The organism is Sphingobium sp. PNB (assembly GCF_019873065.1).
GTDB lineage: Bacteria > Pseudomonadota > Alphaproteobacteria > Sphingomonadales > Sphingomonadaceae > Sphingobium > Sphingobium fuliginis.
The window spans coordinates 1-20,747 of sequence record NZ_JAINEZ010000032.1 but is presented as its reverse complement, the minus strand read 5'-3'; the positions used below and the strand labels follow the sequence as shown (position 1 = coordinate 20,747).

At 64.3% G+C, this 20,747-nt stretch carries 31 protein-coding genes and 1 pseudogene; 29 read left to right on the top strand and 3 right to left on the bottom strand.

Going from position 1 to position 20,747, the window contains the following annotated elements; all coding sequences use genetic code 11:
• The 20 genes from rpsS (at window position 1) to K7W03_RS12555 (ending at window position 11,162) form a co-directional block, all read left to right on the top strand.
• Complete coding sequence (rpsS, locus tag K7W03_RS12650) at window positions 1-279, top strand: 30S ribosomal protein S19 (RefSeq protein WP_007686576.1); 279 nt, start codon at window positions 1-3, stop codon at window positions 277-279.
• Window positions 279-665 (top strand): 50S ribosomal protein L22, encoded by a 387-nt coding sequence (gene rplV / locus K7W03_RS12645; protein ID WP_025547267.1) that lies wholly within the window; start codon window positions 279-281, stop codon window positions 663-665. The genes rpsS and rplV overlap by 1 nt, the downstream gene beginning before the upstream one ends.
• 5 nt (window positions 666-670) lie before the next feature.
• Window positions 671-1,366 carry a 30S ribosomal protein S3 gene (rpsC, locus tag K7W03_RS12640; RefSeq protein ID WP_021239758.1) on the top strand — a complete coding sequence of 232 codons (696 nt, stop codon included), beginning with the start codon at window positions 671-673 and terminating at the stop codon, window positions 1,364-1,366.
• 21 nt (window positions 1,367-1,387) lie between these two features.
• Complete coding sequence (gene rplP / locus K7W03_RS12635) at window positions 1,388-1,819, top strand: 50S ribosomal protein L16 (RefSeq protein ID WP_007686573.1); 432 nt, start codon at window positions 1,388-1,390, stop codon at window positions 1,817-1,819.
• Between the two features lie 3 nt (window positions 1,820-1,822).
• A complete protein-coding gene (gene rpmC, locus K7W03_RS12630) occupies window positions 1,823-2,026 on the top strand; it encodes a 50S ribosomal protein L29 (RefSeq protein WP_013847759.1) in 204 nt (67 codons plus the stop codon).
• A 15-nt stretch (window positions 2,027-2,041) separates the two neighbouring features.
• On the top strand, window positions 2,042-2,305 hold the full coding sequence (rpsQ, locus tag K7W03_RS12625; RefSeq protein WP_006960320.1) for a 30S ribosomal protein S17: 264 nt from the start codon (window positions 2,042-2,044) through the stop codon (window positions 2,303-2,305).
• A gap of 200 nt (window positions 2,306-2,505) precedes the next feature.
• Window positions 2,506-2,874: a 50S ribosomal protein L14 gene (gene rplN / locus K7W03_RS12620; RefSeq protein WP_007686569.1), complete on the top strand. Its 369-nt coding sequence runs from the start codon at window positions 2,506-2,508 to the stop codon at window positions 2,872-2,874.
• The gene (gene rplX, locus K7W03_RS12615; protein WP_025547274.1) at window positions 2,874-3,185 is read left to right on the top strand and encodes a 50S ribosomal protein L24; all 312 of its coding nucleotides are present in this window, start codon (window positions 2,874-2,876) and stop codon (window positions 3,183-3,185) included. Before rplN ends, rplX begins: the two co-directional genes overlap by 1 nt.
• Window positions 3,185-3,757, top strand: coding sequence for a 50S ribosomal protein L5 (gene rplE, locus K7W03_RS12610; protein ID WP_037481563.1), 573 nt, complete (start codon window positions 3,185-3,187; stop codon window positions 3,755-3,757). The genes rplX and rplE overlap by 1 nt, the downstream gene beginning before the upstream one ends.
• A gap of 52 nt (window positions 3,758-3,809) precedes the next feature.
• Window positions 3,810-4,115, top strand: a complete 306-nt coding sequence (gene rpsN, locus K7W03_RS12605) for a 30S ribosomal protein S14 (protein ID WP_025547277.1) — start codon at window positions 3,810-3,812, stop codon at window positions 4,113-4,115.
• Between the two features lie 12 nt (window positions 4,116-4,127).
• On the top strand, window positions 4,128-4,523 hold the full coding sequence (gene rpsH, locus K7W03_RS12600) for a 30S ribosomal protein S8 (protein WP_025547278.1): 396 nt from the start codon (window positions 4,128-4,130) through the stop codon (window positions 4,521-4,523).
• The gene (gene rplF, locus K7W03_RS12595) at window positions 4,523-5,056 is read left to right on the top strand and encodes a 50S ribosomal protein L6 (RefSeq protein ID WP_025547280.1); all 534 of its coding nucleotides are present in this window, start codon (window positions 4,523-4,525) and stop codon (window positions 5,054-5,056) included. Before rpsH ends, rplF begins: the two co-directional genes overlap by 1 nt.
• A gap of 1 nt (window position 5,057) precedes the next feature.
• Window positions 5,058-5,411: a 50S ribosomal protein L18 gene (gene rplR, locus K7W03_RS12590; protein ID WP_025547282.1), complete on the top strand. Its 354-nt coding sequence runs from the start codon at window positions 5,058-5,060 to the stop codon at window positions 5,409-5,411.
• 2 nt (window positions 5,412-5,413) lie between these two features.
• Window positions 5,414-6,130: a 30S ribosomal protein S5 gene (rpsE, locus tag K7W03_RS12585; protein ID WP_044661335.1), complete on the top strand. Its 717-nt coding sequence runs from the start codon at window positions 5,414-5,416 to the stop codon at window positions 6,128-6,130.
• Between the two features lie 6 nt (window positions 6,131-6,136).
• The gene (gene rpmD / locus K7W03_RS12580) at window positions 6,137-6,313 is read left to right on the top strand and encodes a 50S ribosomal protein L30 (protein ID WP_013847753.1); all 177 of its coding nucleotides are present in this window, start codon (window positions 6,137-6,139) and stop codon (window positions 6,311-6,313) included.
• Between the two features lie 154 nt (window positions 6,314-6,467).
• Window positions 6,468-6,992, top strand: a complete 525-nt coding sequence (gene rplO / locus K7W03_RS12575) for a 50S ribosomal protein L15 (protein ID WP_025547286.1) — start codon at window positions 6,468-6,470, stop codon at window positions 6,990-6,992.
• Window positions 6,993-7,242: 250 nt separating this feature from the next.
• Complete coding sequence (gene secY / locus K7W03_RS12570; RefSeq protein ID WP_013847751.1) at window positions 7,243-8,607, top strand: preprotein translocase subunit SecY; 1,365 nt, start codon at window positions 7,243-7,245, stop codon at window positions 8,605-8,607.
• A gap of 48 nt (window positions 8,608-8,655) precedes the next feature.
• The gene (locus K7W03_RS12565; protein ID WP_025547288.1) at window positions 8,656-9,312 is read left to right on the top strand and encodes an adenylate kinase; all 657 of its coding nucleotides are present in this window, start codon (window positions 8,656-8,658) and stop codon (window positions 9,310-9,312) included.
• Between the two features lie 97 nt (window positions 9,313-9,409).
• Window positions 9,410-9,949 carry an SRPBCC family protein gene (locus tag K7W03_RS12560; RefSeq protein ID WP_222886484.1) on the top strand — a complete coding sequence of 180 codons (540 nt, stop codon included), beginning with the start codon at window positions 9,410-9,412 and terminating at the stop codon, window positions 9,947-9,949.
• A 172-nt stretch (window positions 9,950-10,121) separates the two neighbouring features.
• A complete protein-coding gene (locus K7W03_RS12555; RefSeq protein ID WP_103000931.1) occupies window positions 10,122-11,162 on the top strand; it encodes an acyltransferase family protein in 1,041 nt (346 codons plus the stop codon).
• Window positions 11,163-11,442: 280 nt separating this feature from the next.
• Here the strand turns inward: K7W03_RS12555 and K7W03_RS12550 are convergent.
• Window positions 11,443-12,086 (bottom strand): annotated as a pseudogene (locus tag K7W03_RS12550) (glutathione S-transferase family protein).
• Window positions 12,087-12,584: 498 nt separating this feature from the next.
• Between K7W03_RS12550 and K7W03_RS12545 the strand changes: the two are divergent.
• From K7W03_RS12545 to K7W03_RS12530, 4 genes are all read left to right on the top strand, one after another.
• Window positions 12,585-14,540 carry a ribonucleoside-diphosphate reductase subunit alpha gene (locus K7W03_RS12545; RefSeq protein ID WP_222886483.1) on the top strand — a complete coding sequence of 652 codons (1,956 nt, stop codon included), beginning with the start codon at window positions 12,585-12,587 and terminating at the stop codon, window positions 14,538-14,540.
• Between the two features lie 64 nt (window positions 14,541-14,604).
• Window positions 14,605-15,018, top strand: coding sequence for an endonuclease domain-containing protein (locus K7W03_RS12540; RefSeq protein ID WP_319024313.1), 414 nt, complete (start codon window positions 14,605-14,607; stop codon window positions 15,016-15,018).
• A gap of 6 nt (window positions 15,019-15,024) precedes the next feature.
• Complete coding sequence (locus K7W03_RS12535) at window positions 15,025-16,080, top strand: ribonucleotide-diphosphate reductase subunit beta (RefSeq protein WP_025547297.1); 1,056 nt, start codon at window positions 15,025-15,027, stop codon at window positions 16,078-16,080.
• Between the two features lie 189 nt (window positions 16,081-16,269).
• Window positions 16,270-16,770, top strand: coding sequence for a glycine zipper 2TM domain-containing protein (locus K7W03_RS12530; RefSeq protein WP_103000933.1), 501 nt, complete (start codon window positions 16,270-16,272; stop codon window positions 16,768-16,770).
• Between the two features lie 67 nt (window positions 16,771-16,837).
• Here K7W03_RS12530 and K7W03_RS12525 read toward each other — a convergent pair whose 3' ends face one another.
• Window positions 16,838-17,413, bottom strand: a complete 576-nt coding sequence (locus K7W03_RS12525) for a thermonuclease family protein (RefSeq protein ID WP_025547300.1) — start codon at window positions 17,411-17,413, stop codon at window positions 16,838-16,840.
• A 116-nt stretch (window positions 17,414-17,529) separates the two neighbouring features.
• Between K7W03_RS12525 and K7W03_RS12520 the strand changes: the two genes are divergently transcribed.
• Complete coding sequence (locus K7W03_RS12520; RefSeq protein WP_222886481.1) at window positions 17,530-17,922, top strand: globin; 393 nt, start codon at window positions 17,530-17,532, stop codon at window positions 17,920-17,922.
• Window positions 17,923-17,949: 27 nt separating this feature from the next.
• Here the strand turns inward: K7W03_RS12520 and K7W03_RS12515 are convergent, their stop codons facing one another.
• Window positions 17,950-18,255: a hypothetical protein gene (locus tag K7W03_RS12515; RefSeq protein WP_222886480.1), complete on the bottom strand. Its 306-nt coding sequence runs from the start codon at window positions 18,253-18,255 to the stop codon at window positions 17,950-17,952.
• Window positions 18,256-18,390: 135 nt separating this feature from the next.
• On the opposite strand from K7W03_RS12515, the gene K7W03_RS12510 reads away from it, so the two are divergent.
• The 4 genes from K7W03_RS12510 to K7W03_RS12495 are packed head-to-tail and all read left to right on the top strand — an operon-like array spanning window position 18,391 to window position 20,647.
• Window positions 18,391-18,771, top strand: coding sequence for a RidA family protein (locus K7W03_RS12510; RefSeq protein ID WP_025547304.1), 381 nt, complete (start codon window positions 18,391-18,393; stop codon window positions 18,769-18,771).
• Window positions 18,772-18,776: 5 nt separating this feature from the next.
• Window positions 18,777-19,133 (top strand): ArsC family reductase, encoded by a 357-nt coding sequence (locus tag K7W03_RS12505; protein ID WP_025547306.1) that lies wholly within the window; start codon window positions 18,777-18,779, stop codon window positions 19,131-19,133.
• A gap of 11 nt (window positions 19,134-19,144) precedes the next feature.
• Window positions 19,145-20,182: a glycerophosphodiester phosphodiesterase gene (locus K7W03_RS12500; protein WP_222886493.1), complete on the top strand. Its 1,038-nt coding sequence runs from the start codon at window positions 19,145-19,147 to the stop codon at window positions 20,180-20,182.
• A 39-nt stretch (window positions 20,183-20,221) separates the two neighbouring features.
• Window positions 20,222-20,647 (top strand): RrF2 family transcriptional regulator, encoded by a 426-nt coding sequence (locus K7W03_RS12495; protein WP_013848211.1) that lies wholly within the window; start codon window positions 20,222-20,224, stop codon window positions 20,645-20,647.
• Window positions 20,648-20,747 lie beyond the last annotated feature (100 nt).

Here is a 20,747-nt window from a genome sequence, read left to right as displayed (position 1 = left end):
ATGGCTCGTTCCGTCTGGAAAGGTCCGTTCGTGGACCTCAGCCTTCTGAAGAAGGCGGAAGTGGCGCAGGACGCCGGTGGCCGTTCGGGTCCGATCAAGACCTGGTCGCGCCGTTCCACCATCCTGCCGCAGTTCGTCGGCCTGACGTTCAACGTCTATAACGGCCGCAAGCATGTGCCGGTCTCGGTGAACGAGGACATGGTGGGTCACAAGCTGGGCGAATTCGCCCCGACCCGCTACTTCCCCGGCCACGCCGCCGACAAGAAGGGCAAGCGCTAATGAGCAAGGAAAAGGCTCCCCGTCGCGTCGCCGACAATGAGGCGCTGGCCGTCGGCACGCAGATCCGTGGTTCGGCCCAGAAGCTGAACCTGGTCGCCACGCTCATCCGCGGCCGCAAGGTCGAGGACGCGCTGAACATCCTCGCCTTCTCGAAGAAGGCGATGGCGGTCGACGTGCGCAAGGTGCTGGCTTCGGCCATCGCCAATGCGGAAAACAATCATAATCTGGACGTCGACTCGCTGGTCGTCGCGGAAGCATCGGTGGGCAAGAGCTTCACCATGAAGCGCTTCCACGCTCGCGGCCGCGGCAAGTCGACCCGGATCCTGAAGCCCTTCAGCCGCGTGCGCATCGTCGTTCGCGAAGCAGCTGAAGAAGCGGAGGCGTAAGAGACATGGGTCACAAGAGCAATCCGATCGGTCTGCGTCTGCAGATCAACCGTACCTGGGACAGCCGCTGGTTCGCGGAAGGCGCCGACTATGGCCGCCTGCTGCTGGAGGATCTGAAGATCCGCCAGTACATCATGAAGAACCTGCCGCAGGCCGCGATCTCCAAGGTCGTGATAGAGCGTCCCGCCAAGCTGTGCCGCGTGTCGATCTACGCTGCCCGCCCCGGTGTCATCATCGGCAAGAAGGGCGCGGACATTGAGAAGCTGCGCAAGAAGCTGGGCAGCCTGACCTCTTCGGACGTCAGCCTGAACATCGTCGAGATTCGCAAGCCGGAAATCGACTCCAAGCTCGTCGCGCAGGGCATTGCCGACCAGCTGGAGCGCCGCGTGGCGTTCCGCCGTGCGATGAAGCGGGCGGTGCAGAGCGCCCTGCGTCTGGGCGCCGAAGGCATCAAGATCACCTGCGGCGGCCGTCTGGGCGGCGCGGAGATCGCCCGCGTGGAATGGTATCGCGAAGGCCGCGTTCCGCTGCACACGCTGCGCGCGAATGTCGACTATGCCGAAGCCGAAGCGCACACCGCTTATGGCGTTTGCGGCATCAAGGTCTGGATCTTCAAGGGCGAAATCCTTGGTCACGATCCGATGGCTACCGACCGGCTGATGCTGGAGGCTCAGACCTCCGGCGTGCGCCCGGCGCGCTGAAGATAAGAAGGTAATAGCGTCATGCTGCAACCGAAGAAAATGAAGTTCCGCAAGACCTTCAAGGGCCGGATCAAGGGCGACGCCAAGGGCGGTTCGGCCCTGAACTTCGGCGCTTACGGTCTGAAGGCTCTGGAACCCGAGCGCGTCACCGCCCGCCAGATCGAGGCGGCCCGCCGCGCGATCCAGCGTCACCTTCGCCGTCAGGGCCGTCTGTGGATCCGCGTGTTCCCCGACGTGCCGGTGTCGAAGAAGCCCGCCGAAGTCCGTCAGGGCAAGGGCAAGGGTTCGGTTGAATATTGGGCGGCCCGCGTCAAGCCCGGCCGCATCCTGTTCGAACTGGACGGCGTTCCCGGCCCGCTCGCAGCAGAGGCCTTCTCGCGCGCCGCGATGAAGCTGCCCATCAAGACCAAGGTCGTTGCCCGCCTCGGCGACACCTCGCACCTGGAGGGCTAAGCCGTGGCGAACGTTGCCGACCTCAAGACCAAGACGGACGACGAACTGTCGACCGAACTCAACAACCTGAAGCGCGAGCAGTTCAACCTGCGCTTCCAGGCGGCCACCAACCAGCTGGAAAAGCCCAGCCGCGTGCGTGAAGTCCGCCGGTCGATCGCGCAGATCAAGACCCTTCAGTCCGAGCGTTCGCGCTCGGCTGCGAAGTAAGAAGGAAATCACACGATGCCCAAGCGCGTGCTGACGGGAACGGTGGTTTCCGACAAGACCGACAAGACGGTGGTGGTTCGCGTAGAGCGCAAGGTTAAGCATGCGCTCTACGGCAAGATCATCCGCCGTTCGAAGAAGTACCATGCCCATGACGAGGGCAATGTCTACAAGGAAGGCGAAACGGTCCGCATCGAGGAGACCGCTCCGATTTCCAAGCTCAAGACCTGGAAGGTCATCGAGCGCGTGGACACCCACAAGTCGCCGGAAACGGCGGCCTGAGGGAGGCTCGCTGAGCCTTTGAAGAAAAGTGTCGCGCGGGGCTGGCCTTTTCCGCCTGGAAAGGGTACAGGCCCGCGCTTCGCGTAGAGTCAGATGGCTCCTCAAAGGAGAGTCAGATGGTTCGCCAAGGGCTCTAGTGCAGTGAAATTCGGAACCGCCGGGAATTGTCCCGGTAGGCCAAATAAGAAGGAACCGGATCCATGATCCAGATGCAATCCAATCTTGACGTCGCTGACAACAGCGGCGCCAAGCGCGTCCAGTGCATCAAGGTGCTGGGCGGCTCGAAGCGTCGCTTCGCGAGCGTGGGCGACATCATCGTCGTCTCGATCAAGGAAGCTGCGCCTCGTGGCAAGGTGAAGAAGGGTGACGTGCACCGCGCCGTCATCGTGCGCACCGCCAAGGACGTGCGTCGCGCTGACGGCAGCGTGATTCGCTTCGACGGCAATGCCGCCGTGCTGATCAACAAGAACGAGGAGCCGATCGGCACGCGTATCTTTGGCCCGGTCGTTCGCGAGCTGCGCGCCAAGAAGCACATGAAGATCATCTCGCTCGCCCCCGAGGTGCTGTAATGAGCGCTGCCAAGATCAAGAAAGGCGACAAGGTCGTCATCCTGGCCGGCAAGGACAAGGGCCGCACCGGCGCCGTCCTGCAGGTGCTGCCGAAGGAGGACAAGGTTCTCGTCGAAGGCATCAACGTGCATGCGCGTCACCGCAAGCCCGACCAGGCGAACCCGCAGGGCGGCATCGAGCGCAAGCCCGCGCCGCTCCACATTTCGAACGTCGCTGTCGCTGACAAGGATGGCAAGCCGACCCGCGTCCGCTTCGAGGATCGCGACGGCAAGAAGGTCCGTGTCGCCGTCAAGTCCGGTGAGGTGCTGTAATGAGCGACAAGTACATCCCGCGCTCGAAGGCGCTCTATGACGCCGAAATCGCCAAGGCGATGACCGAAAAGTTCGGTTACAAGAACGTCATGGAAGTGCCGAAGATCGAGAAGATCACGCTCAACATGGGCGTTGGCGAAGCCACGCAGGACAAGAAGAAGGTCACTTCGGCCGCCGAGGAAATGGAACTGATCGCCGGCCAGAAGCCGGTCATCACCAAGGCGCGCAAGTCGATCGCGCAGTTCAAGCTGCGTGAAGGCATGCCGATCGGCGCCAAGGTCACGCTGCGCCGCGAGCGCATGTATGAGTTCCTTGATCGTCTGATCAACATCGCTCTGCCCCGCGTGCGCGACTTCCGCGGTCTCAACCCGAAGAGCTTCGACGGCCGCGGCAACTATGCCTTCGGCATCAAGGAGCAGATCATCTTCCCCGAGATCAACTATGACCGCATCGACAAGGTGCGCGGCATGGACATCATCGTGACCACCACGGCGAAGACGGACGAGGAAGCGCGCGAACTGCTGCGTCTCTTCGGCTTCCCCTTCCCGCTCGAAGAGAAGCAGGCGGCCTGAAAAGGTCCCGCTTCTCTTTCCAACCGTTAGGCTAAGAAAGAGAACTTAAGTCATGGCGAAACTGAGTTCGATCAACAAGAATGAGCGCCGCAAGAAGCTGGTGAAGAAATATGCCGGCCGCTATGCGAAGCTCAAGGCGATCGCAGCCGATACCGCGCTCGACGACACGGAGCGTCTGATCGCGCGTCTGAAGATGGCGGAAATCCCCCGCAACGGCAACCCGACCCGCGTGCGCAATCGCTGCGAGCTGACGGGCCGTCCCCGGGCCTATTACCGCAAATTCCGTCTCTGCCGCGTGCAGTTGCGTGATCTGGCCAACAAGGGCCTGATCCCCGGCGTCACCAAGTCGAGCTGGTAAGGATCATTTGAGATGGCATTGACCGATCCCCTGGGTGATATGCTCACCCGCATCCGCAACGGGCAGCAGGCGAAGAAGGACAGCGTTGTGTCCCCCGCTTCGAAGCTCCGCGCCCGCGTGCTCGACGTGCTGCAGCGCGAAGGCTATATCCGCGGCTATTCCGAGGAACTGCTCGGCAAGCATGCCGGCCTGCGCATCGAGCTGAAATATTTCGAAGGCCAGCCGGCGATCAAGCATGTCGCCCGCGTGTCCAAGCCGGGCCGCCGCGTCTATTCGGGTTCCAAGGAACTTCCCGTCGTGCGCAACGGCCTTGGCATCACCATTGTCTCGACGCCCAAGGGCGTTCTGTCCGACGCCGAAGCGCGCGAGCAGAATGTCGGCGGCGAAGTGCTGGCGGAGGTGTTCTGATGAGCCGTACTGGTAAGAAGCCGGTTGCCGTCCCCGCGGGCGTCACCGCCGCTATCGCCGACGGCCAGCTTTCGGTGAAGGGCCCCAAGGGCACCCTGTCGCTGCCGCTGGCCGACGAAGTCACCTACAGCATCGAGGAAGGCTCGATCGCGGTGAAGCCTGCCAATGACAGCAAGCGCGCCCGCGCTTTCTGGGGCATGCAGCGCACGCTGATCCAGAACCTGATCACCGGCGTGACCGAGGGCTTCTCGAAGAAGCTGCTGATCACCGGTGTCGGCTACCGCGCCAATGCCCAGGGCAAGACCCTGAAGCTGCAGCTCGGCTATTCGCATGACGTCGACTTCGCGGTGCCCGAAGGCATCGAGATCAAGACCCCGGACAACACCACGGTCGAGATCAGCGGCATCGACAAGCAGCAGGTGGGTCAGGTTGCCGCCGAGATCCGCCGCTGGCGCAAGCCCGAACCCTATAAGGGCAAGGGCATCAAGTACGCCGGCGAGTTCATCTTCCGCAAGGAAGGGAAGAAGAAGTAAGATGGCAAAGCTTTCCCTCTTCGCGCGGCGTCGCCGCCGCGTCCGCACCGCGCTCAAGGCTGTTTCGGGCACCCGTCCGCGCCTCAGCGTCCACCGTTCGGGCCGTCACATCTACGCCCAGATCATCGACGATGCGCAGGGCAAGACCCTGGCCGCCGCGTCGACCCTGGACAAGGATGTCCGCGGCAATACCGGCGCCACCGCCGATGCCGCTGCGGATGTCGGCAAGCGCGTTGCCGCTGCGGCGACCGCCGCCGGCGTCACCCGGGTCGTCTTCGACCGTGGTGGCTTCCTGTTCCATGGCCGCGTCAAAGCGCTGGCCGATGCGGCCCGTGAAGCCGGGCTGGAGTTCTGATCATGGCTGACGAAAACGATATCCAGGCCCAGCCGGGCGCACCCGCGGCCGTTGAAGGCGGCGAGCAGACCGAAGGCCGGGGTCCCGGTCGGGGCCGTGGCCGTGGCGGCGACCGCAACCGTGGCGAGCGTGGCGGCCGTGGCCGTCGCGACGACCGTCGCGGCAATCGTGACGAGGAACAGGGTGAGGAGCTGATCGAGAAGCTGGTTCACATCAACCGCGTCTCGAAGACGGTGAAGGGCGGCAAGCGCTTCGGTTTCGCCGCTCTGGTCGTCGTTGGTGACGGCAAGGGCCGTGCGGGCTTCGGCCATGGCAAGGCGCGCGAAGTGCCCGAAGCCATCAGCAAGGCGACCGCTTCGGCGAAGAAGGCGATGGTCCGCGTTCCGCTGAAGGAAGGCCGCACCCTGCACCATGACGGCAAGGGCCATTTCGGCGCCGGCAAGGTGACCGTGCGTTCGGCGCCTGCCGGTACGGGCATCATCGCGGGCGGTCCGATGCGCGCCGTGTTCGAAAGCCTCGGCGTCGCTGACGTCGTGACCAAGTCGAACGGCACGTCGAACCCCTACAACATGATCCGGGCGACCTTCGAGGCGCTGGGTGAACAGGTCAGCCCCAAGGCGGTGGCGCAGCGTCGCGGCAAGAAGGTTGCCGACCTGCTCCGTCGCGGCGGCGCCTCGGCCGAAGTCGCCCAGGCGGATGCCGAAGCGATTGCGGAGTAAGACATCATGGCGAAGATCAAGATCAAGCAGATCGGATCACCGATCCGCCGTCCCGAAGCCCAGAAGAAGATTCTGATCGGCCTCGGCCTTGGCAAGATGCACCGCGTGGTGGAGCTGGAAGACACCGCGGAAGTCCGCGGCGCCATCGCGAAGCTGCCCCATATGGTGGCGGTGGTCGACTAAACCGTCATCCCGGCGTAAGCCGGGATCGCAAACCGCTGGGCGCTTCTTCCAACGGATGTGCCCAGCCTCACGAGGCCCCGGCATTCGCCGGGGCTCCGGCCCGGTCCTGGTGGATCGGGCCTTCGCGCGAACATAGCGAAAGCGAGTGCAGATTATGACCAAGCTTAACGAACTCAATGACAATGCCGGCGCCCGCAAGGGCCGGATGCGCGTCGGCCGTGGTATCGGCTCGGGCAAGGGCAAGACCGCCGGTCGCGGCCAGAAGGGCGCGAAGGCGCGTTCGGGCGTCAGCATCAACGGCTTCGAAGGCGGCCAGATGCCGCTCCACATGCGTCTGCCGAAGCGCGGCTTCAACAACATCTTCGCCAAGGATTACGCGATCGTGAACCTGGGCGCGGTGCAGAAGGCGATCGACGCCGGCAAGCTGGACGCCAATGCCACCATCGACCATGCGGCGCTGAAGGCGGCCGCGCTGGCCCGTGGCGGCAAGGACGGCGTGCGTCTGCTCGGCAAGGGCGAACTGACGGCCAAGGTCAACCTGCTCGTCGCCGGCGCGTCGAAGGGCGCTGTCGAAGCCGTCGAAAAGGCTGGCGGCAAGGTCGAAGTGATCGCCGTCGTTCCCGCCGCTGAAAAGGCCGCCGCCAAGAAGGGCAGCGCCAAGGCCGCGAAGAAGGCGTGAATTAAGCCGTAAGGCTTGCAAGCATGGCCCCGCTGCCCGATATGGGTGAGCGGGGCCACGTGTTTTGGGGACTCCGGAACCCTCGCCGTCCGTATCGAGTGGAGGCTGAGCCTGTCGACAGGCGCAAGGCCATTCGGAATGGACGGGGTGCAATTCCCGGTTCGACAGCGCCCCATCGCCCCGCTAAGGGGTTAGCGATTCCGCTCCGGGCTTTCCAAATCCCGGCAAGATGTTTTGAAGGGCAGCCAAGATGGCATCGAGAGCCGACCAGCTCGCATCCAATCTCAGCCTGGCGAAGTTCAGCCAGGCCACCGACCTCAAGAAGCGCCTGTGGTTCACCCTGGGCGCGCTGATCGTTTTCCGCTTCCTGAGCTTCGTGCCGCTGCCGGGCGTCGATCCGACCGCGCTGTCGCAGCTTTACAAGCAGACCAATGGCGGCATCCTCGACATCTTCAACACCTTCTCGGGCGGGTCGCTGTCGCGCATGAGCCTGATCGCGCTCGGTGTGATGCCCTACATCACCGCCTCGATCGTGGTGCAGCTCGCCGCCTCCCTCTCGCCGCAACTCGCGGCGATCAAGAAGGAAGGCGAAAGCGGCCGCAAGAAGCTGAACCAATATACCCGCTACGGCACGGTGGGCCTGACCGCCGTCCAGGGCTATTTCATCGCCGTGGGGCTGGAAAGCTTCGGCGCCCAGTCGGGCGTGCAGGCGGTGGTCGATCCGGGCTATCTGTTCCGCGTCGCGGCGGTGATCTCGCTGATCGGCGGCACCATGTTCCTGATGTGGCTGGGTGAGCAGATCACCTCGCGCGGCATCGGCAACGGCGTCTCGCTCATCATCATGGCGGGCATCGTCGCGCAATTGCCGGTGACGCTCAGCAACCTCTTCAAGTCGAGCAGCACGGGCGCGATTTCCGGCCTGGTCATCTTCCTGGTGATCGTGCTCGGTTTCGGCCTCATCGCCTTCATCTGCTTCATGGAGCGGGCGCAGCGCCGGGTGCTGATCCAATATCCCAAGCGCCAGACGCGCCAGGGCCTGATGCAGGCCGACCGCAGCCATCTGCCGCTGAAGGTCAACACGGCGGGCGTGATCCCGCCGATCTTCGCCAGCTCGCTGCTGCTGATGCCGCTCACCGTCTCTCAGTTCGCCGGCCAGACCGTGGCGGGCGAGAGCAGGCTGGGCGATTTCGTGCTGACGCTGAACCAGTATCTGTCGCACGGCAGCCCGGTCTATATGGCGCTCTATGGTCTCGGCATTGTCTTCTTCTGCTTCTTCTACACCGCCGTGGTGTTCAATCCGGAAGAGACGGCCGACAATCTGAAGCGCAATGGCGGCTTCATTCCCGGCATCCGTCCGGGCAAGAACACCGAAAATTATCTCGACTATGTGCTCACCCGGATCACGGTGATCGGTGCGGCCTATCTGGCCTTCATCTGCCTGGTGCCGGAATTCGTGATCGCCCGGGCGGGCATTCCCTTCTACCTTGGTGGGACTAGCCTGTTGATCGTCGTCAATGTTACGGTCGACACCGTGACGCAGATCCAGAGCCACCTGCTCGCCCATCAATATGGGGATCTGATCAAGAAGGCGAAGCTGAAAGGGCGTCTGCGCTAAGCGGCGCGGAACGGTAAAAAGCGCGAAGAACAGGGGAGAATGCGCGACATGAATATCATTCTGCTCGGCCCTCCGGGCGCCGGCAAGGGAACGCAGGCGACGCGCCTGGTGGACAGCCGGGCCATGGTGCAACTCTCGACCGGCGACATGCTGCGCGCGGCGGTGAAGGCCGGGACGCCCATCGGCCTCAAGGCCAAGGCGGTGATGGAGGCCGGCGAACTGGTGTCGGACGAGATCGTCTCCGGCATCATCGGGGAGGCGCTGGATGCCCTGGCGCCCGAAACCGGCGTGATCTTCGACGGCTATCCGCGGACCGAGGCGCAGGCCCATTCGCTGGACGGCATATTGGCCGACCGCAACCGCACCCTAGACCATGTGATCGAACTGGAAGTGAACGAGGATGCCCTGGTAGAGCGCATCACCGGCCGCTTCACCTGCGCGACCTGTGGCGAGGGCTATCACGACAGCTTCAAGCAGCCCAAGGTCGAGGGCGAGTGCGACAAGTGCCATGGGCACGAGTTCAAGCGCCGTCCCGACGACAATGAGGAAACCGTCCGCACCCGCATGGCCGAATATCGCGCCAAGACCGCGCCGATCCTGCCGATCTACGAAGCGCGCGGCATCGTCTCGCGGGTCGACGGCATGGCCGATATGGACGATGTGACGGTCGCGATTGCCGCCATATTGGACGGCAAGGGCGCCTGACACCTCTCCGTTCGCGCCGGATTGCCGCATCCGGCCGCTCGGCAAATGCGGCAATCGGCATTAGGCTCGCCCTTCTGATCAGGGAAGGGAAGGCGCGATGGGAAAGCAGCGGATATGGATATGGGCTGGCGTGGCGATGGCTGCGCCGGCCCATTCTGCCGTCACCGACAGCAGCGATCATGGCTTCGCCGTGGAGAACAGCGTCCACATCTCCGCCGACGCGGCCACCGTCTATCGGCTGTTGGGGCAGCCGGGGCGCTGGTGGAACGGGCAGCATACATATAGCGGCGACGCCGCCAATCTCAGCCTCGATCCCATAGCCGGCGGCTGCTTTTGCGAGAAGGTGCCCGGGAAGGACGGCAGGCCGGGCAGCGTCGAACATGGCCGCGTGATCCAGGCGCAGCCCGACAGGCAGTTGCGCCTGTCCGGAGCGCTGGGCCCGTTGCAGGCGGAGGCGGTGACCGGCACGCTCACCTTCGACATTGCGCCCGACGGCGAGGGCGCGCGCGTCGGGATGAGCTATGTCGTCGGCGGCTATCTCCGCGCCGGTGCGGCGGGCATCGCTCCGATCGTCGACAGGGTGCTGGCCGAACAGTTGCAGGGGCTGAAACGCGCCGCGGAAGCAGGCGGGCAATAGCTTTCCATCCCGGTTGCGCCGCTGACGCGCAATGCCATGCCATCCGATAGGCCGACGGGGCGCGCAACGGGCCTCGTCGCGCCACCGCCGCTTTTTTCCGGAAATGCCGCCGGGCTGCGCGTTAACCACGATATTAACGGTATGATTGCTGTTCTGTTGCTATGGCGGACTCATGACAGGGCCGCGCCCTTCCACCCGCCGCCTGACGGAATTGGACGCCTTGCGGGGGCTGGGCGCGCTGTGCGTGCTCGTCTTCCACTATTCGACGCGCTTCCATGAGCTGTTCCCCCAGGCGGCCCATGTTCCCTTCCGCTTTCTGGGCGGCAATTACCGGGTGCTGCTGTTCTTCGCCATCTCCGGCTTCGCGATCTTCTTCACGCTCGATCGCATCCGCACCACCGCCGATTTCCTGATCAACCGCTTCGCCCGGCTCTATCCCGCCTATCTGGTCGCCATGCTGCTGACGCTGGGCGTCGAATATCTGGCCCATGTCTCGCAACTGCTGATCGGGCCGGGGGCGATCCTGGCCAATGTCACCATGCTGCAGGGCTTCGCCTTCCTGCCGGAGGTCGACGGCGCCTATTGGACGCTGACGGTAGAGATCGCCTTCTATGTCTGCATGCTGTCGATCTGGAAGTGGACGGGCCTCAGGCGGCTGGAACCCGTACTGCTCGCCTGGCTGGCCCTGCGCTGGCTCTATGCGCTGTGGCCGGGCATGCCGGAGCGGATCGTGATGCTGCTGGTGCTGCGCTACGTGCCCTTCTTCATCATCGGCATATTGTCCTATCGCGTCTGGGCAGGGCAGCGGAGCTGGCGGCAACAGGCGCCCTATGCCGCGCTTGCGCTGCTGTCGATCGCGACGATCGACAGCCCGGACATCATGCTGGCCGGCCTCCTGCTGCTCGCCGCCTTCGCAGCGCTGACCGCCGGGCGGCTGCACTTCCTCAGCCTTCGTCCGCTCGTCTGGATGGGCGGTATCAGCTATTCCTTCTACCTCATCCACCAGCATGTCGGTTTCGTCGTGATGCTCAAGATGGCGGAGGCGGGATATAGCCCCTGGGCGGGATTTGCGGCGGCGTTCGCCGTGGCGCTGGCGCTGGGCACGCTGATCAACCGGCTGGTCGAACGGCCCGCTGGCGAGGCGATATTGGGCTGGTGGCGCCGTCGCCGGGACCGTGCCGCGCCGCGCGAGACGGCCCCGAGCCGGGCCTGAGGCGATTCGGAAGCGCTGCCCGATCCGTAAGGCCTGGAGGGTTTTCCAAGCAGATGGAATCATCTGCTGACTCGGAAAACGCGACAAAACAAAAACTTAGAGCAGTCGGGCCGATGCAATCGGATCGGAATCTGCTCTAGAGCCAATCGACATTCAGATGATGACGAGCCGAAAATGGCGGTTTTCCGTGACCCGGCGCGCAGCCTACTCAAGGTAGGTGAGCACCGGAAGCACGGAAAAGCGTCATTTGCAGGCCGTCAGGGCTGAATGTCGATTGGCTCTAATCCGCAAAGGGAAACATGGACCACCAGGGCTGCTTCTCCCGCAGCACCCGGGCAAAGCTTTCCCGCGCCTCCAACCGTTCCAGATAGGCGCGCAGCCCCGGAAAGCCCCCGCGCATCGGCTCGATCTTGTCGGCATAGAACAGCGCCGGGGCCGCCGCGCAATCGGCCAAGGTGAAATCGTCGCCCGCCGCCCAGCGCCGCCCCGCCATCCGCGCCTCCAGCAACGCATAGGCCTTGCCAGCATTCGCCGCGCCTCTCCCACGCCATGGGAATCGCGGGCGACGCCCTCGGGCCGGATCTTGTCCGCGACGATCGCCTGCATCGGCGTCATCACATAGAGGTCGAACAGCCGGTCCATCAGCCGCACCTCCAGCGCCGCGTCGGCATCCTCGGGAATCGGCCGGAAGGGTCCGGGATGATGCCCTCCCAGATATTCGACGATGATGCTGGTTTCCGCGACCGTCCTGTCCCGCGCCTCGTCCCGCAGCACGGGGAACTTCCCCAGCGGCCACAGCGCCAGCCACGCCTCCGCCACGGCCGGATCGTCCAGCATGCGCGCCTCGAAAGCCGTGCCGTTCTCGTAAAGGGCGATCAGCACCTTCCAGCTGCAGGAGGAGAGGGGGTGGTAATAGAGAATCATGTCGGCTCCTCTCGTCGGCCATGGGTTCGTGCCATTCCGTTCCCCTGTCTTGTCATCCATCCGTCACGAAGCGCCAAGCGCGGAATCGCCCGGCCCGGGGAATTGCGTGGCAAGCCAAATTTATTTTCCGCGCCAAATTGTCCCTCTTGCCTTTTGCAAAGCCAAGGAAAGTCCGTGCGTCGCTGCGCTGCGCCGTGCCGGACCGTCGATGAAATGAGTCTCCGCGTCGATGAACCGAGTCCCCGAACTGTCATTTACCCCCTTGAAAGGAAATGAAGCTGTGGCACTATCCCTTGTATCGGGTTAACGGGGGTTACCCAACAGATTGTGATCGCACCAACCGGGCCGGTTCCCGGAGGGAGGCTGTTTTTGCCCTTGCGATCGCGTCTGCTGGCCCCATCTCCGTGCCTGACCGGGTCGATAATGCTACATTCGTTCGGCCCGGCCGGCAGCGGCTTGACCGAATCGAACGAAACAGGAACATTCGGGGAGCTGGTCATGGATTTTCGAGACAGCGAACAGGTGAGTGCAAGCGACGTGGCAACCGTGATTGACGAAGTGGTCGAAACCGTGGCGGACAAGAAGAAGACTCCCGCTCCTTCGGATCAGGCGCCGGCCCCTAGGGCCGATCCCACGCCGGGCTCGTCAACCGTGCTGGAACGCCGTTTCCATGTCGTGACCGATGCCAGCCGCGACGCGCTGCTGACCGATTTCGGCAAGGACACGCTGCAGGACCGCTATCTGCTGCCCGGCGAGAGCTATCAGGACCTGTTCGCCCGCGTCGCCGCCGCCTATGCCGACGACGCCGACCATGCCCAGCGCGTCTACGACTATATCTCGCGCCTCTGGTTCATGCCCGCGACGCCTGTGCTGTCGAACGGCGGCACCGGCCGCGGCCTGCCCATCAGCTGCTATCTGAACTCGGTCGACGACAGCCTGGAAGGCATCGTCAACACCTGGAACGAGAATGTCTGGCTCGCCAGCCGGGGCGGCGGCATCGGCACCTATTGGGGCAATGTGCGCGGCATCGGGGAGCCGGTGGGCCTCAACGGCAAGACCAGCGGCATCATCCCCTTCGTCCGCGTGATGGACTCGCTGACCCTCGCGATCAGCCAGGGCAGCCTGCGCCGCGGCTCGGCCGCCTGCTATCTCGACATCTCCCATCCGGAGATCGAGGAATTCCTGGAAATCCGCAAGACGTCGGGCGACTTCAACCGCAAGGCGCTGAACCTGCACCATGGCGTCCTGCTGACCGACGAGTTCATGGAGGCGGTGCGCGACGGCAAGGACTTCGCCCTGCGCAGCCCCAAGGACCAGTCGGTGCGCGGCAGCGTCAACGCCCGCGCCCTGTTCCAGAAACTGGTGGAGGTCCGCCTCGCCACCGGCGAACCCTATATCGTCTTCAACGACACCGTGAACCGCACGATGCCCAAGCATCACCGCGATCTGGGGCTCAAGGTGTCGACCTCCAACCTCTGCTCCGAAATCACTTTGCCGACGGGTCGCGACCATATCGGCAATGACCGCACGGCCGTCTGCTGTCTTTCCTCCCTCAATCTCGAAACATGGGATGAGTGGAAGGACGACAGGCAGTTTGTCGAGGATGTCATGCGCTTCCTCGACAATGTGCTGCAGGACTATATCGACCGCGCGCCGCCGGAAATGGCGCGGGCGAAATATAGTGCGAGCCGTGAACGGTCGGTGGGCCTGGGGGTGATGGGGTTCCACTCCTTCCTCCAGGCCCGGGGACTTCCCTTCGAAGGCGCGATGGCGAAAAGCTGGAACCTGCGCATCTTCAAGCACATCAACGAGAAGGTGAACGAAGCCTCGATGCAGCTCGCGGTCGAGCGCGGTCCGTGCCCGGACGCCGCCGACATGGGCGTGATGGAGCGCTTCTCCTGCAAGATGGCGATTGCGCCGACCGCGTCGATCAGCATCATCTGCGGCGGCGCGTCGGCCTGCATCGAACCGATCCCGGCGAACATCTACACCCATAAGACGCTGTCGGGCAGCTTCGCGGTCAAGAACCCCTATCTCGAAAAGCTGCTGGTCGAAAAGGCGAAGGACTCGACGGCCGTGTGGAATTCGATCCTGGAAAAGGGCGGCAGCGTCCAGCATCTCGACTTCCTGACCCAGGAGGAAAAGGATGTGTTCAAGACCAGCTTCGAGATCGACCAGCGCTGGCTGCTCGAACTGGCCGCCGACCGCACGCCCTATATCGACCAGGCGCAGTCGCTGAACCTGTTCATCCCGGCCGATGTGGAGAAATGGGACCTGCTGATGCTCCACTATCGGGCGTGGGAGCTGGGCATCAAGTCGCTCTATTATCTCCGCTCCAAGTCGGTCCAGCGCGCCGGCTTCGCGGGCGGGGTGGAAGCGGACAACACCATCGACGCCCCCAAATTCGAAATCGGCGAGACCACCGACTATGACGAGTGCCTCGCCTGCCAGTGATCCAAGAATCTCCTCTCCCCTTGTGGGAGAGGAAGGGGCCCGCGCGGCAAAGCTGCGTGGGAAGGTGAGGGGTAAGGCCCCAAACCCGACGATCGCCCGTGCGAGAGAACTGCGCCGCAACGCCACGGATGCTGAGAAGCTGCTCTGGAAGCATCTCCGCCAAAAGCTGTCCGCAGCCAAGTTCCGCCGCCAGGTTCCCATCGGCCCCTATTTCGCGGACTTCGCCTCTCATGCCGCCCGCCTGGTCGTCGAACTGGATGGCGGCCAACATGAAGAAGCGGCAGATGCGCCCCGCACGGCCTTCCTCGAACGGGAAGGCTATCGCGTGATCCGCTTCTGGAACCATGACGTGATGCAGAATCTGGAAGGCATGCTGGCAACCATCGCCGCCTTCACCCCTCACCCTCCCATCGCTGACGCGATGGGCCCCTCCCTCTCCCACAAGGGGAGAGGGTCTGGTATAAGTTTCGCGGAGTAAAAACCCATGCCCCTTCTTCAAGCCAGCAAGGTCTACAAGCCCTTCGAATATCCCTGGGCCTATGAGTTCTGGAAGCGCCAGCAGCAGCTCCACTGGCTGCCGGAGGAAGTGCCGCTGGGCGAGGATTGCCGCGATTGGGCGCAGAAGCTCAGCGACCATGAACGCAACCTGCTGACGCAGATCTTCCGCTTCTTCACCCAGGCGGACGTGGAGGTGCAGGACTGCTACCACGAAAAATACGGCCGCGTTTTCAAGCCGACCGAAATCAAGATGATGCTGACAGCGTTCAGCAACATGGAAACGGTCCACATCGCGGCCTATTCGCACCTGCTCGACACGATCGGCATGCCGGAAAGCGAATATAGCGCCTTCATGCAGTATAAGGAGATGAAGGACAAACACGACTATCTCCAGCAGTTCGGCGTCGACACGGACGAGGACATCGCCAAGACGCTCGCCATGTTCGGCGGCTTCACCGAGGGGTTGCAGCTCTTCGCCAGCTTCGCGATGCTGATGAACTTCCCGCGCTTCAACAAGATGAAGGGCATGGGCCAGATCGTGAGCTGGTCGGTCCGCGACGAGACGCTGCACTGCGAGGGCATCGTCCGCCTGTTCCACGCCTTCGTGAAGGAACGCGACTGCCTGACCCCGGCGGTCAAGGACGACATCATGGACATGTGCCAGAAGACCGTCCGCATCGAGGACGCCTTCGTCGACCTCGTCTTCGAAATGGGCCCGGTGCCCGGCATGACGCCCAAGGACATCAAGAAATATGTCCGCTACATCGCCGACTGGCGCCTGGGGCAATTGGGCCTGAAGCCCATCTACATGATCGACGAGCACCCGCTCCCCTGGCTGACTCCGCTGCTGAACGGCGTGGAGCACGCCAATTTCTTCGAAACCCGCGCCACCGAATATTCGAAGGCGGCCACCCGCGGCCAGTGGAACGACGTGTGGGATGCGTTCGACCGCCGCTCCAAGCTCAAGGGCGGCACCGCCGCCAATGCGGATGAAGCGGGCGATCCGGATATGTTCAAGGCCGCCGGGATCGCGGCGGAATAATCATGACAGGCGAAAAGGCGGCACCGCTCCCACGGTGCCGCCTTTCGGTCCAAGGCAATGCTTCCCGGCCGTCCCCGCCGGCCGGCAAGCTGACCCCCGCATGAACGCCCTGTTTTGTTCCGTTCATGCAACGTTTATCTGCTTTGGTTTGTTGTGCTCCCATCGAAAAGTCGACCAAGGGAGCCAGAGATGAAATCCACCCTGAAAGCCGCTTTAGCCGCCCTGTCGCTTGGCGCCGTGACGCTGAGCGCCGCCCCCGCAGCCGCCGATCCGCCGCCCTGGGCCGGACATGGCAAGGGCCATGGCCGCGACGACTGGAAGCATGGCGGCCGCCACGACAATGGCCGTCACGAAGGCTGGCGCCGTCCCGGCGGCGTGATCTACAGCTATGACTGGAACCGGCCGGACCCGCGCTATGGCCGCTACTATCGGCCCGACCGCTATTATCGCGGCGGCTATGAGCCGATCCGCGTCACCCGCTCTACCCGCATCTATCGCGGCTATGACGACCGCTATTATTGCCGCCGTTCGGACGGCACCACCGGTCTGATCGTCGGCGCGGCGCTGGGCGGCCTGCTCGGCGGCCAGCTCGACCGCGGCTATTCGAACACGGCGGGCATCCTCATCGGCGCAGGCGCGGGCGCGCTGCTGGGCCGGGAGATCGACCGCGGCAATCTGAGCTGCCGCTAAGCCGTGAGGGGAGGGCGAAGGCCTTCCCCTCCCGACCCGCTCAACACCGGGCCATCAATATGGGCGATCAACACCATGGATGCCGCGCCCCGTCCCATTCCCGCGCCAGCCCTTCGCTCACCAGCATCTCGCCGATCGACTGCCCGCCGCGCGTCACCACCCGCAGCGCCCGCCCATAGCGGTCCGTCTCCCGATCCCCGCTCTCCAGCGAGAAAGGGCCGGCATTCATCAACTGCTGCAATCGCTGCGTCGCCCGCGCTCCCAGAGCGGCTTCCTCGGCACAGCGCGGCCCGTGCGTTTCCGGCGCGTCGATGTCCATCACCCGCACCTTCTCGCCATGGAACCAGAAGGTGTCTCCGTCGACCACGCAATTGACGCCCCCGCCGACATGGCAGAAGCCGAATTGCGCCGACAGGCTGTCCCCTGCGACGGGAAAGGCGGCCTCCCGCCCACTCCTCTGGAAGCGCTGCGCCAGGTCCGGCCCGAACCAGCCCAGCGCCGCGCCGATCAGCACCCCGCCGATCACCAGCACGGCGATGGAGGGCCCACGGGACTTCCTGGGTTGCAGGCGCCCGCGCCCAGCCCGACGCGCCTCCGCCAACCAGACCGTTTCGCTGCGCTTCTTCCTCGACCCTCGGCTCATGACGCGGCCATAACGAAAGCCGCTCCTGCCGTCTCGCGCCAAAAGCGTCCGATTTGACCCTGATCAATGATCGCCGCGCGCAAGCCGCCACGCTGTGCCCATCCGCAGGAGGCTCCATGACCACCCCCTATGCCCGCATCGGCGGCGAAGCGACCGTCGCCGCCATCGCCAACCGTTTCTACGACCTGATCGACCGGGACCCCGCCTATGCCGATCTGCGCGCCATCCATGCGGCCGACCTCAGCGCCGTGCGCCATGGTCTCACCCGCTTTCTGGCGGGATGGTCCGGCGGTCCGCGCGACTGGTTCGAACGCGGCCAGTGCATCATGTCGCTGCACCGCGCCTTCCCGATCACCTCGGCGCTGGCGGATCAATGGTCCGCCGCCATGACCCGCGCCATAAAGGCGCAACCGGGCATCGACCCGCAACTCGCCGCCGCCATGGCCGATGCGCTCGGCCATATGGCGCGGGGGATGATCAACCTGTCGCTGGACCAGAACGCGGCTTAGCCGGATAGCAGGCCGGCGGGCCGGACCTTATTCCTCGTCCTCGGTCGGCCCCAATATATCCTCCTCATCGTCCATCTGCGGTTCGCCGGCGAAGGCGTCATTGTCGATCCGGCCGGATCGGTTCATCTCCTCCATCTTCTCCACCAGATCGGGCGTGTCGTCGGGAATGATCTGCGCCGGGTTGGGCCGCCCGCCGCGCTCGCTGTCCTCGGCCAGGTCCGTCGACCGCACCCGCGCCTCATCGGCCACGTCCTGCGCCTGCGAACCCGCATCGGCCTGTTCGTCATTCTCCTCGCCCGTGTCGGGAAAGGGACTGTTGTCGGGTCGGTTCATGCTCTGTCTCCTTTCCCGCTCCAACGGCCGGCGGCCCGCGCCGTTCCCGCCGGGCAAAAGGCGCTGGACAGCATCCCGCGAACGGGGCAAGAGCCGCGGCGATCCTTTTCGCTTCGTTCTGCACAAGGAACTTCCATGCCCCGCCAGCTTATTTCCTCCGGCTCGCCCTTCGAGGCGCAGGTCGGCTATTCGCGCGCCGTCGTCCAGGGCGACTGGTGCTTCGTCGCCGGCACCACCGGCACCGATCCCGAAACCAGGGCCATGCCCGAATCCGTCGTCGATCAGGGCAGGAACGCGCTGAAGGTCATCGGCCGGGCGCTGGAGGAGGCGGGCTTCTCCTTCGCGGACGTGGTGCGCGTCACCTATTACATCACGGACCCGGCCTATTGGGACGTGCTGGGGGAGGCGACCGCACCGGTCTTCGGCGACATCCGCCCCGCCGCGAGCTGCATCGTCACCGGCCTCATCAAGCCGGAGATGAAGATCGAGATCGAAGTCACCGCGTTCAAGGGATAACAGCCATGCTGACCATGTACGGCATCAAGAATTGCGACACGATCAAGAAGGCGCGCAATTTCCTCGACAATAGCGGCAAGGCCTACAGCTTCCACGACTATAAGGTGTCGGGCGTCGACAAGGCGAAGCTGGAGGAATGGGTGATGGAACATGGGTGGGAAACCATCCTCAACCGTTCCGGCACCACCTTCAAGGCGCTGGACGCGGGCGACAAGGCGCATATCGACTCGGAAAAGGCGATTCTGCTGATGATGAGCAACCCTTCGATGATCAAGCGCCCGATCCTGGACCTGGGCGACCGCACCATCGTCGGCTTCAAGGCGACCACCTATGAGGACGCTCTGGAGGGCGTGAAGGCATGACCGTGGGGAGGATGCTCGGGCCGGGCATGTATCGGGCCGCCATCCTCCTCCTCACCCTGTTGATGGCGGCGCCTGCGATGGCCGAACCCTTCATCATCGCCCATCGCGGCGCCAGCGGCGAGCGGCCCGAACATACGCTCGCCGCCTATGAGCGCGCGATCGACCAGGGCGCCGACTATATCGAGCCGGACCTGGTGCTGACCCGCGACGGCGTCCTCGTCGCCCGGCACGAAAATGAGATTGGCGGGACCACCGATGTCGCGGATCATCCCGAATTCGCTACCCGCAGAACCAGCAAGACCATCGACGGCCAGCCCGTCTCCGGCTGGTTCACGGAGGATTTCACGCTCGCGGAACTGCGCACGCTGCGCGCCCGCGAACGGCTGCCGCAGCTTCGCCCCGCCAACAGCCGCTTCAACGACCTGTACCTCATTCCGACCTTCGAGGAGATATTGAAGCTGGTCCGCGCCAAAGAGGCGGAGCTTGGCCGCCGCATCGGCCTCTATCCCGAAACCAAGCATCCCGGCTATTTCGCGGGCATCGGCCTGCCGCATCAGCAGCCCTTGCTCGCGCTGCTCAGCCGATATGGCTATCAGACGGAGGCCGATCCGGTCTTCATCCAGTCCTTCGAGGTCGGCAACCTCAAGGCCCTGCGCGCGGCGACCCGCCTGCGCCTGATCCAGCTGGTGGACGGCGAGGGCGGACCGGCCGATGAACCCGGCACGACCTATGCCGACATGATGACGACCCAGGGGCTGCAACAGATCGCTAACTATGCGGACGGCATCGGCCCAGCGACCGCCATGGTGCTTGCCCCCGACGGGTCGACGGGCCTTGTCGACCGCGCCCATCAGGCCGGGTTGCAGGTCCATGTCTGGACGCTGCGCATGGAAAACGGCTTCCTGCCCGCCGCCTTCCAGCGCCCGGACGATCCGCAGGGCAGGGGGGACTTTGCCGGCTATGTCCGGGCGGTCGCCGGCACGGGCGTCGACGCGATGTTCAGCGATTTTCCGAAACAGGCGCGGCAGGCGCTGAATCCCGCGCCCTGATGTCTTGTCAAATCTCCGGCGGGAGCGAATAACAGCCCTATGCTTTCGCAGAAGACCCGTTACGCCATCCGCGCCCTCCAGCATCTCGCAGACCGCTACCGGCAAGGCCCGGTGCCCCTGAACGAGATCGCCACACGCCAGAATATCCCGTCCAAATTCCTGACGGTGATCCTGTCTGAACTGGCGCGTGAGGGGCTGGTCGCGACGCAGCGTGGGCGGGATGGCGGCTATTGGCTGGCGCTCGCCCCGGTCGACATCAGCTATGGCGACATCGTCCGGCTGACGCGCGGCTCGCTCGCGCTCACCCCCTGCGCCAGCCGCTTCGCGCATGAGACCTGCACCAACTGCCTGCCCGAATCGGAATGCCGCCTGCACCGGGTGATGCTCCGCGTGCGCGACGAAACCGCCAAGGTGCTCGACAGCATCAGCCTGGCGGAACCCTTCGCGACGGAGGAAATGGGCTAGGAACCTTGGCCGGTTGAGCCATCAGGCGCGCCGTGCTCCTGCCTTCGCGGGAGCAGCTTGTGCATCAGGGAAAGCGGAAAAGCAGCAAGCCGCCCCAGCC

Excerpts from the sequence above, each read along its gene's own strand:
- K7W03_RS12500 (WP_222886493.1), top strand. The coding sequence starts at position 19,145 with ATGCTCGGGCCGGGCATGTATCGGGCCGCCATCCTCCTCCTCACCCTG.
- K7W03_RS12530 (WP_103000933.1), top strand. The coding sequence starts at position 16,270 with ATGAAATCCACCCTGAAAGCCGCTTTAGCCGCCCTGTCGCTTGGCGCC.
- rpsH (WP_025547278.1), top strand. The coding sequence starts at position 4,128 with ATGGCATTGACCGATCCCCTGGGTGATATGCTCACCCGCATCCGCAAC.
- rplE (WP_037481563.1), top strand. The coding sequence starts at position 3,185 with ATGAGCGACAAGTACATCCCGCGCTCGAAGGCGCTCTATGACGCCGAA.
- rpsC (WP_021239758.1), top strand. The coding sequence starts at position 671 with ATGGGTCACAAGAGCAATCCGATCGGTCTGCGTCTGCAGATCAACCGT.
- rplP (WP_007686573.1), top strand. The coding sequence starts at position 1,388 with ATGCTGCAACCGAAGAAAATGAAGTTCCGCAAGACCTTCAAGGGCCGG.
- rpsQ (WP_006960320.1), top strand. The coding sequence starts at position 2,042 with ATGCCCAAGCGCGTGCTGACGGGAACGGTGGTTTCCGACAAGACCGAC.
- rplR (WP_025547282.1), top strand. The coding sequence starts at position 5,058 with ATGGCAAAGCTTTCCCTCTTCGCGCGGCGTCGCCGCCGCGTCCGCACC.
- K7W03_RS12560 (WP_222886484.1), top strand. The coding sequence starts at position 9,410 with ATGGGAAAGCAGCGGATATGGATATGGGCTGGCGTGGCGATGGCTGCG.
- rplV (WP_025547267.1), top strand. The coding sequence starts at position 279 with ATGAGCAAGGAAAAGGCTCCCCGTCGCGTCGCCGACAATGAGGCGCTG.
- secY (WP_013847751.1), top strand. The coding sequence starts at position 7,243 with ATGGCATCGAGAGCCGACCAGCTCGCATCCAATCTCAGCCTGGCGAAG.
- rplO (WP_025547286.1), top strand. The coding sequence starts at position 6,468 with ATGACCAAGCTTAACGAACTCAATGACAATGCCGGCGCCCGCAAGGGC.
- K7W03_RS12525 (WP_025547300.1), bottom strand. The coding sequence starts at position 17,413 with ATGAGCCGAGGGTCGAGGAAGAAGCGCAGCGAAACGGTCTGGTTGGCG.
- rpmD (WP_013847753.1), top strand. The coding sequence starts at position 6,137 with ATGGCGAAGATCAAGATCAAGCAGATCGGATCACCGATCCGCCGTCCC.
- K7W03_RS12545 (WP_222886483.1), top strand. The coding sequence starts at position 12,585 with ATGGATTTTCGAGACAGCGAACAGGTGAGTGCAAGCGACGTGGCAACC.
- rpsE (WP_044661335.1), top strand. The coding sequence starts at position 5,414 with ATGGCTGACGAAAACGATATCCAGGCCCAGCCGGGCGCACCCGCGGCC.
- rpsS (WP_007686576.1), top strand. The coding sequence starts at position 1 with ATGGCTCGTTCCGTCTGGAAAGGTCCGTTCGTGGACCTCAGCCTTCTG.
- K7W03_RS12535 (WP_025547297.1), top strand. The coding sequence starts at position 15,025 with ATGCCCCTTCTTCAAGCCAGCAAGGTCTACAAGCCCTTCGAATATCCC.
- K7W03_RS12515 (WP_222886480.1), bottom strand. The coding sequence starts at position 18,255 with ATGAACCGACCCGACAACAGTCCCTTTCCCGACACGGGCGAGGAGAAT.
- rplF (WP_025547280.1), top strand. The coding sequence starts at position 4,523 with ATGAGCCGTACTGGTAAGAAGCCGGTTGCCGTCCCCGCGGGCGTCACC.
- K7W03_RS12555 (WP_103000931.1), top strand. The coding sequence starts at position 10,122 with ATGACAGGGCCGCGCCCTTCCACCCGCCGCCTGACGGAATTGGACGCC.
- K7W03_RS12505 (WP_025547306.1), top strand. The coding sequence starts at position 18,777 with ATGCTGACCATGTACGGCATCAAGAATTGCGACACGATCAAGAAGGCG.
- rplN (WP_007686569.1), top strand. The coding sequence starts at position 2,506 with ATGATCCAGATGCAATCCAATCTTGACGTCGCTGACAACAGCGGCGCC.
- K7W03_RS12565 (WP_025547288.1), top strand. The coding sequence starts at position 8,656 with ATGAATATCATTCTGCTCGGCCCTCCGGGCGCCGGCAAGGGAACGCAG.
- rplX (WP_025547274.1), top strand. The coding sequence starts at position 2,874 with ATGAGCGCTGCCAAGATCAAGAAAGGCGACAAGGTCGTCATCCTGGCC.
- K7W03_RS12495 (WP_013848211.1), top strand. The coding sequence starts at position 20,222 with ATGCTTTCGCAGAAGACCCGTTACGCCATCCGCGCCCTCCAGCATCTC.
- K7W03_RS12510 (WP_025547304.1), top strand. The coding sequence starts at position 18,391 with ATGCCCCGCCAGCTTATTTCCTCCGGCTCGCCCTTCGAGGCGCAGGTC.
- K7W03_RS12520 (WP_222886481.1), top strand. The coding sequence starts at position 17,530 with ATGACCACCCCCTATGCCCGCATCGGCGGCGAAGCGACCGTCGCCGCC.
- rpsN (WP_025547277.1), top strand. The coding sequence starts at position 3,810 with ATGGCGAAACTGAGTTCGATCAACAAGAATGAGCGCCGCAAGAAGCTG.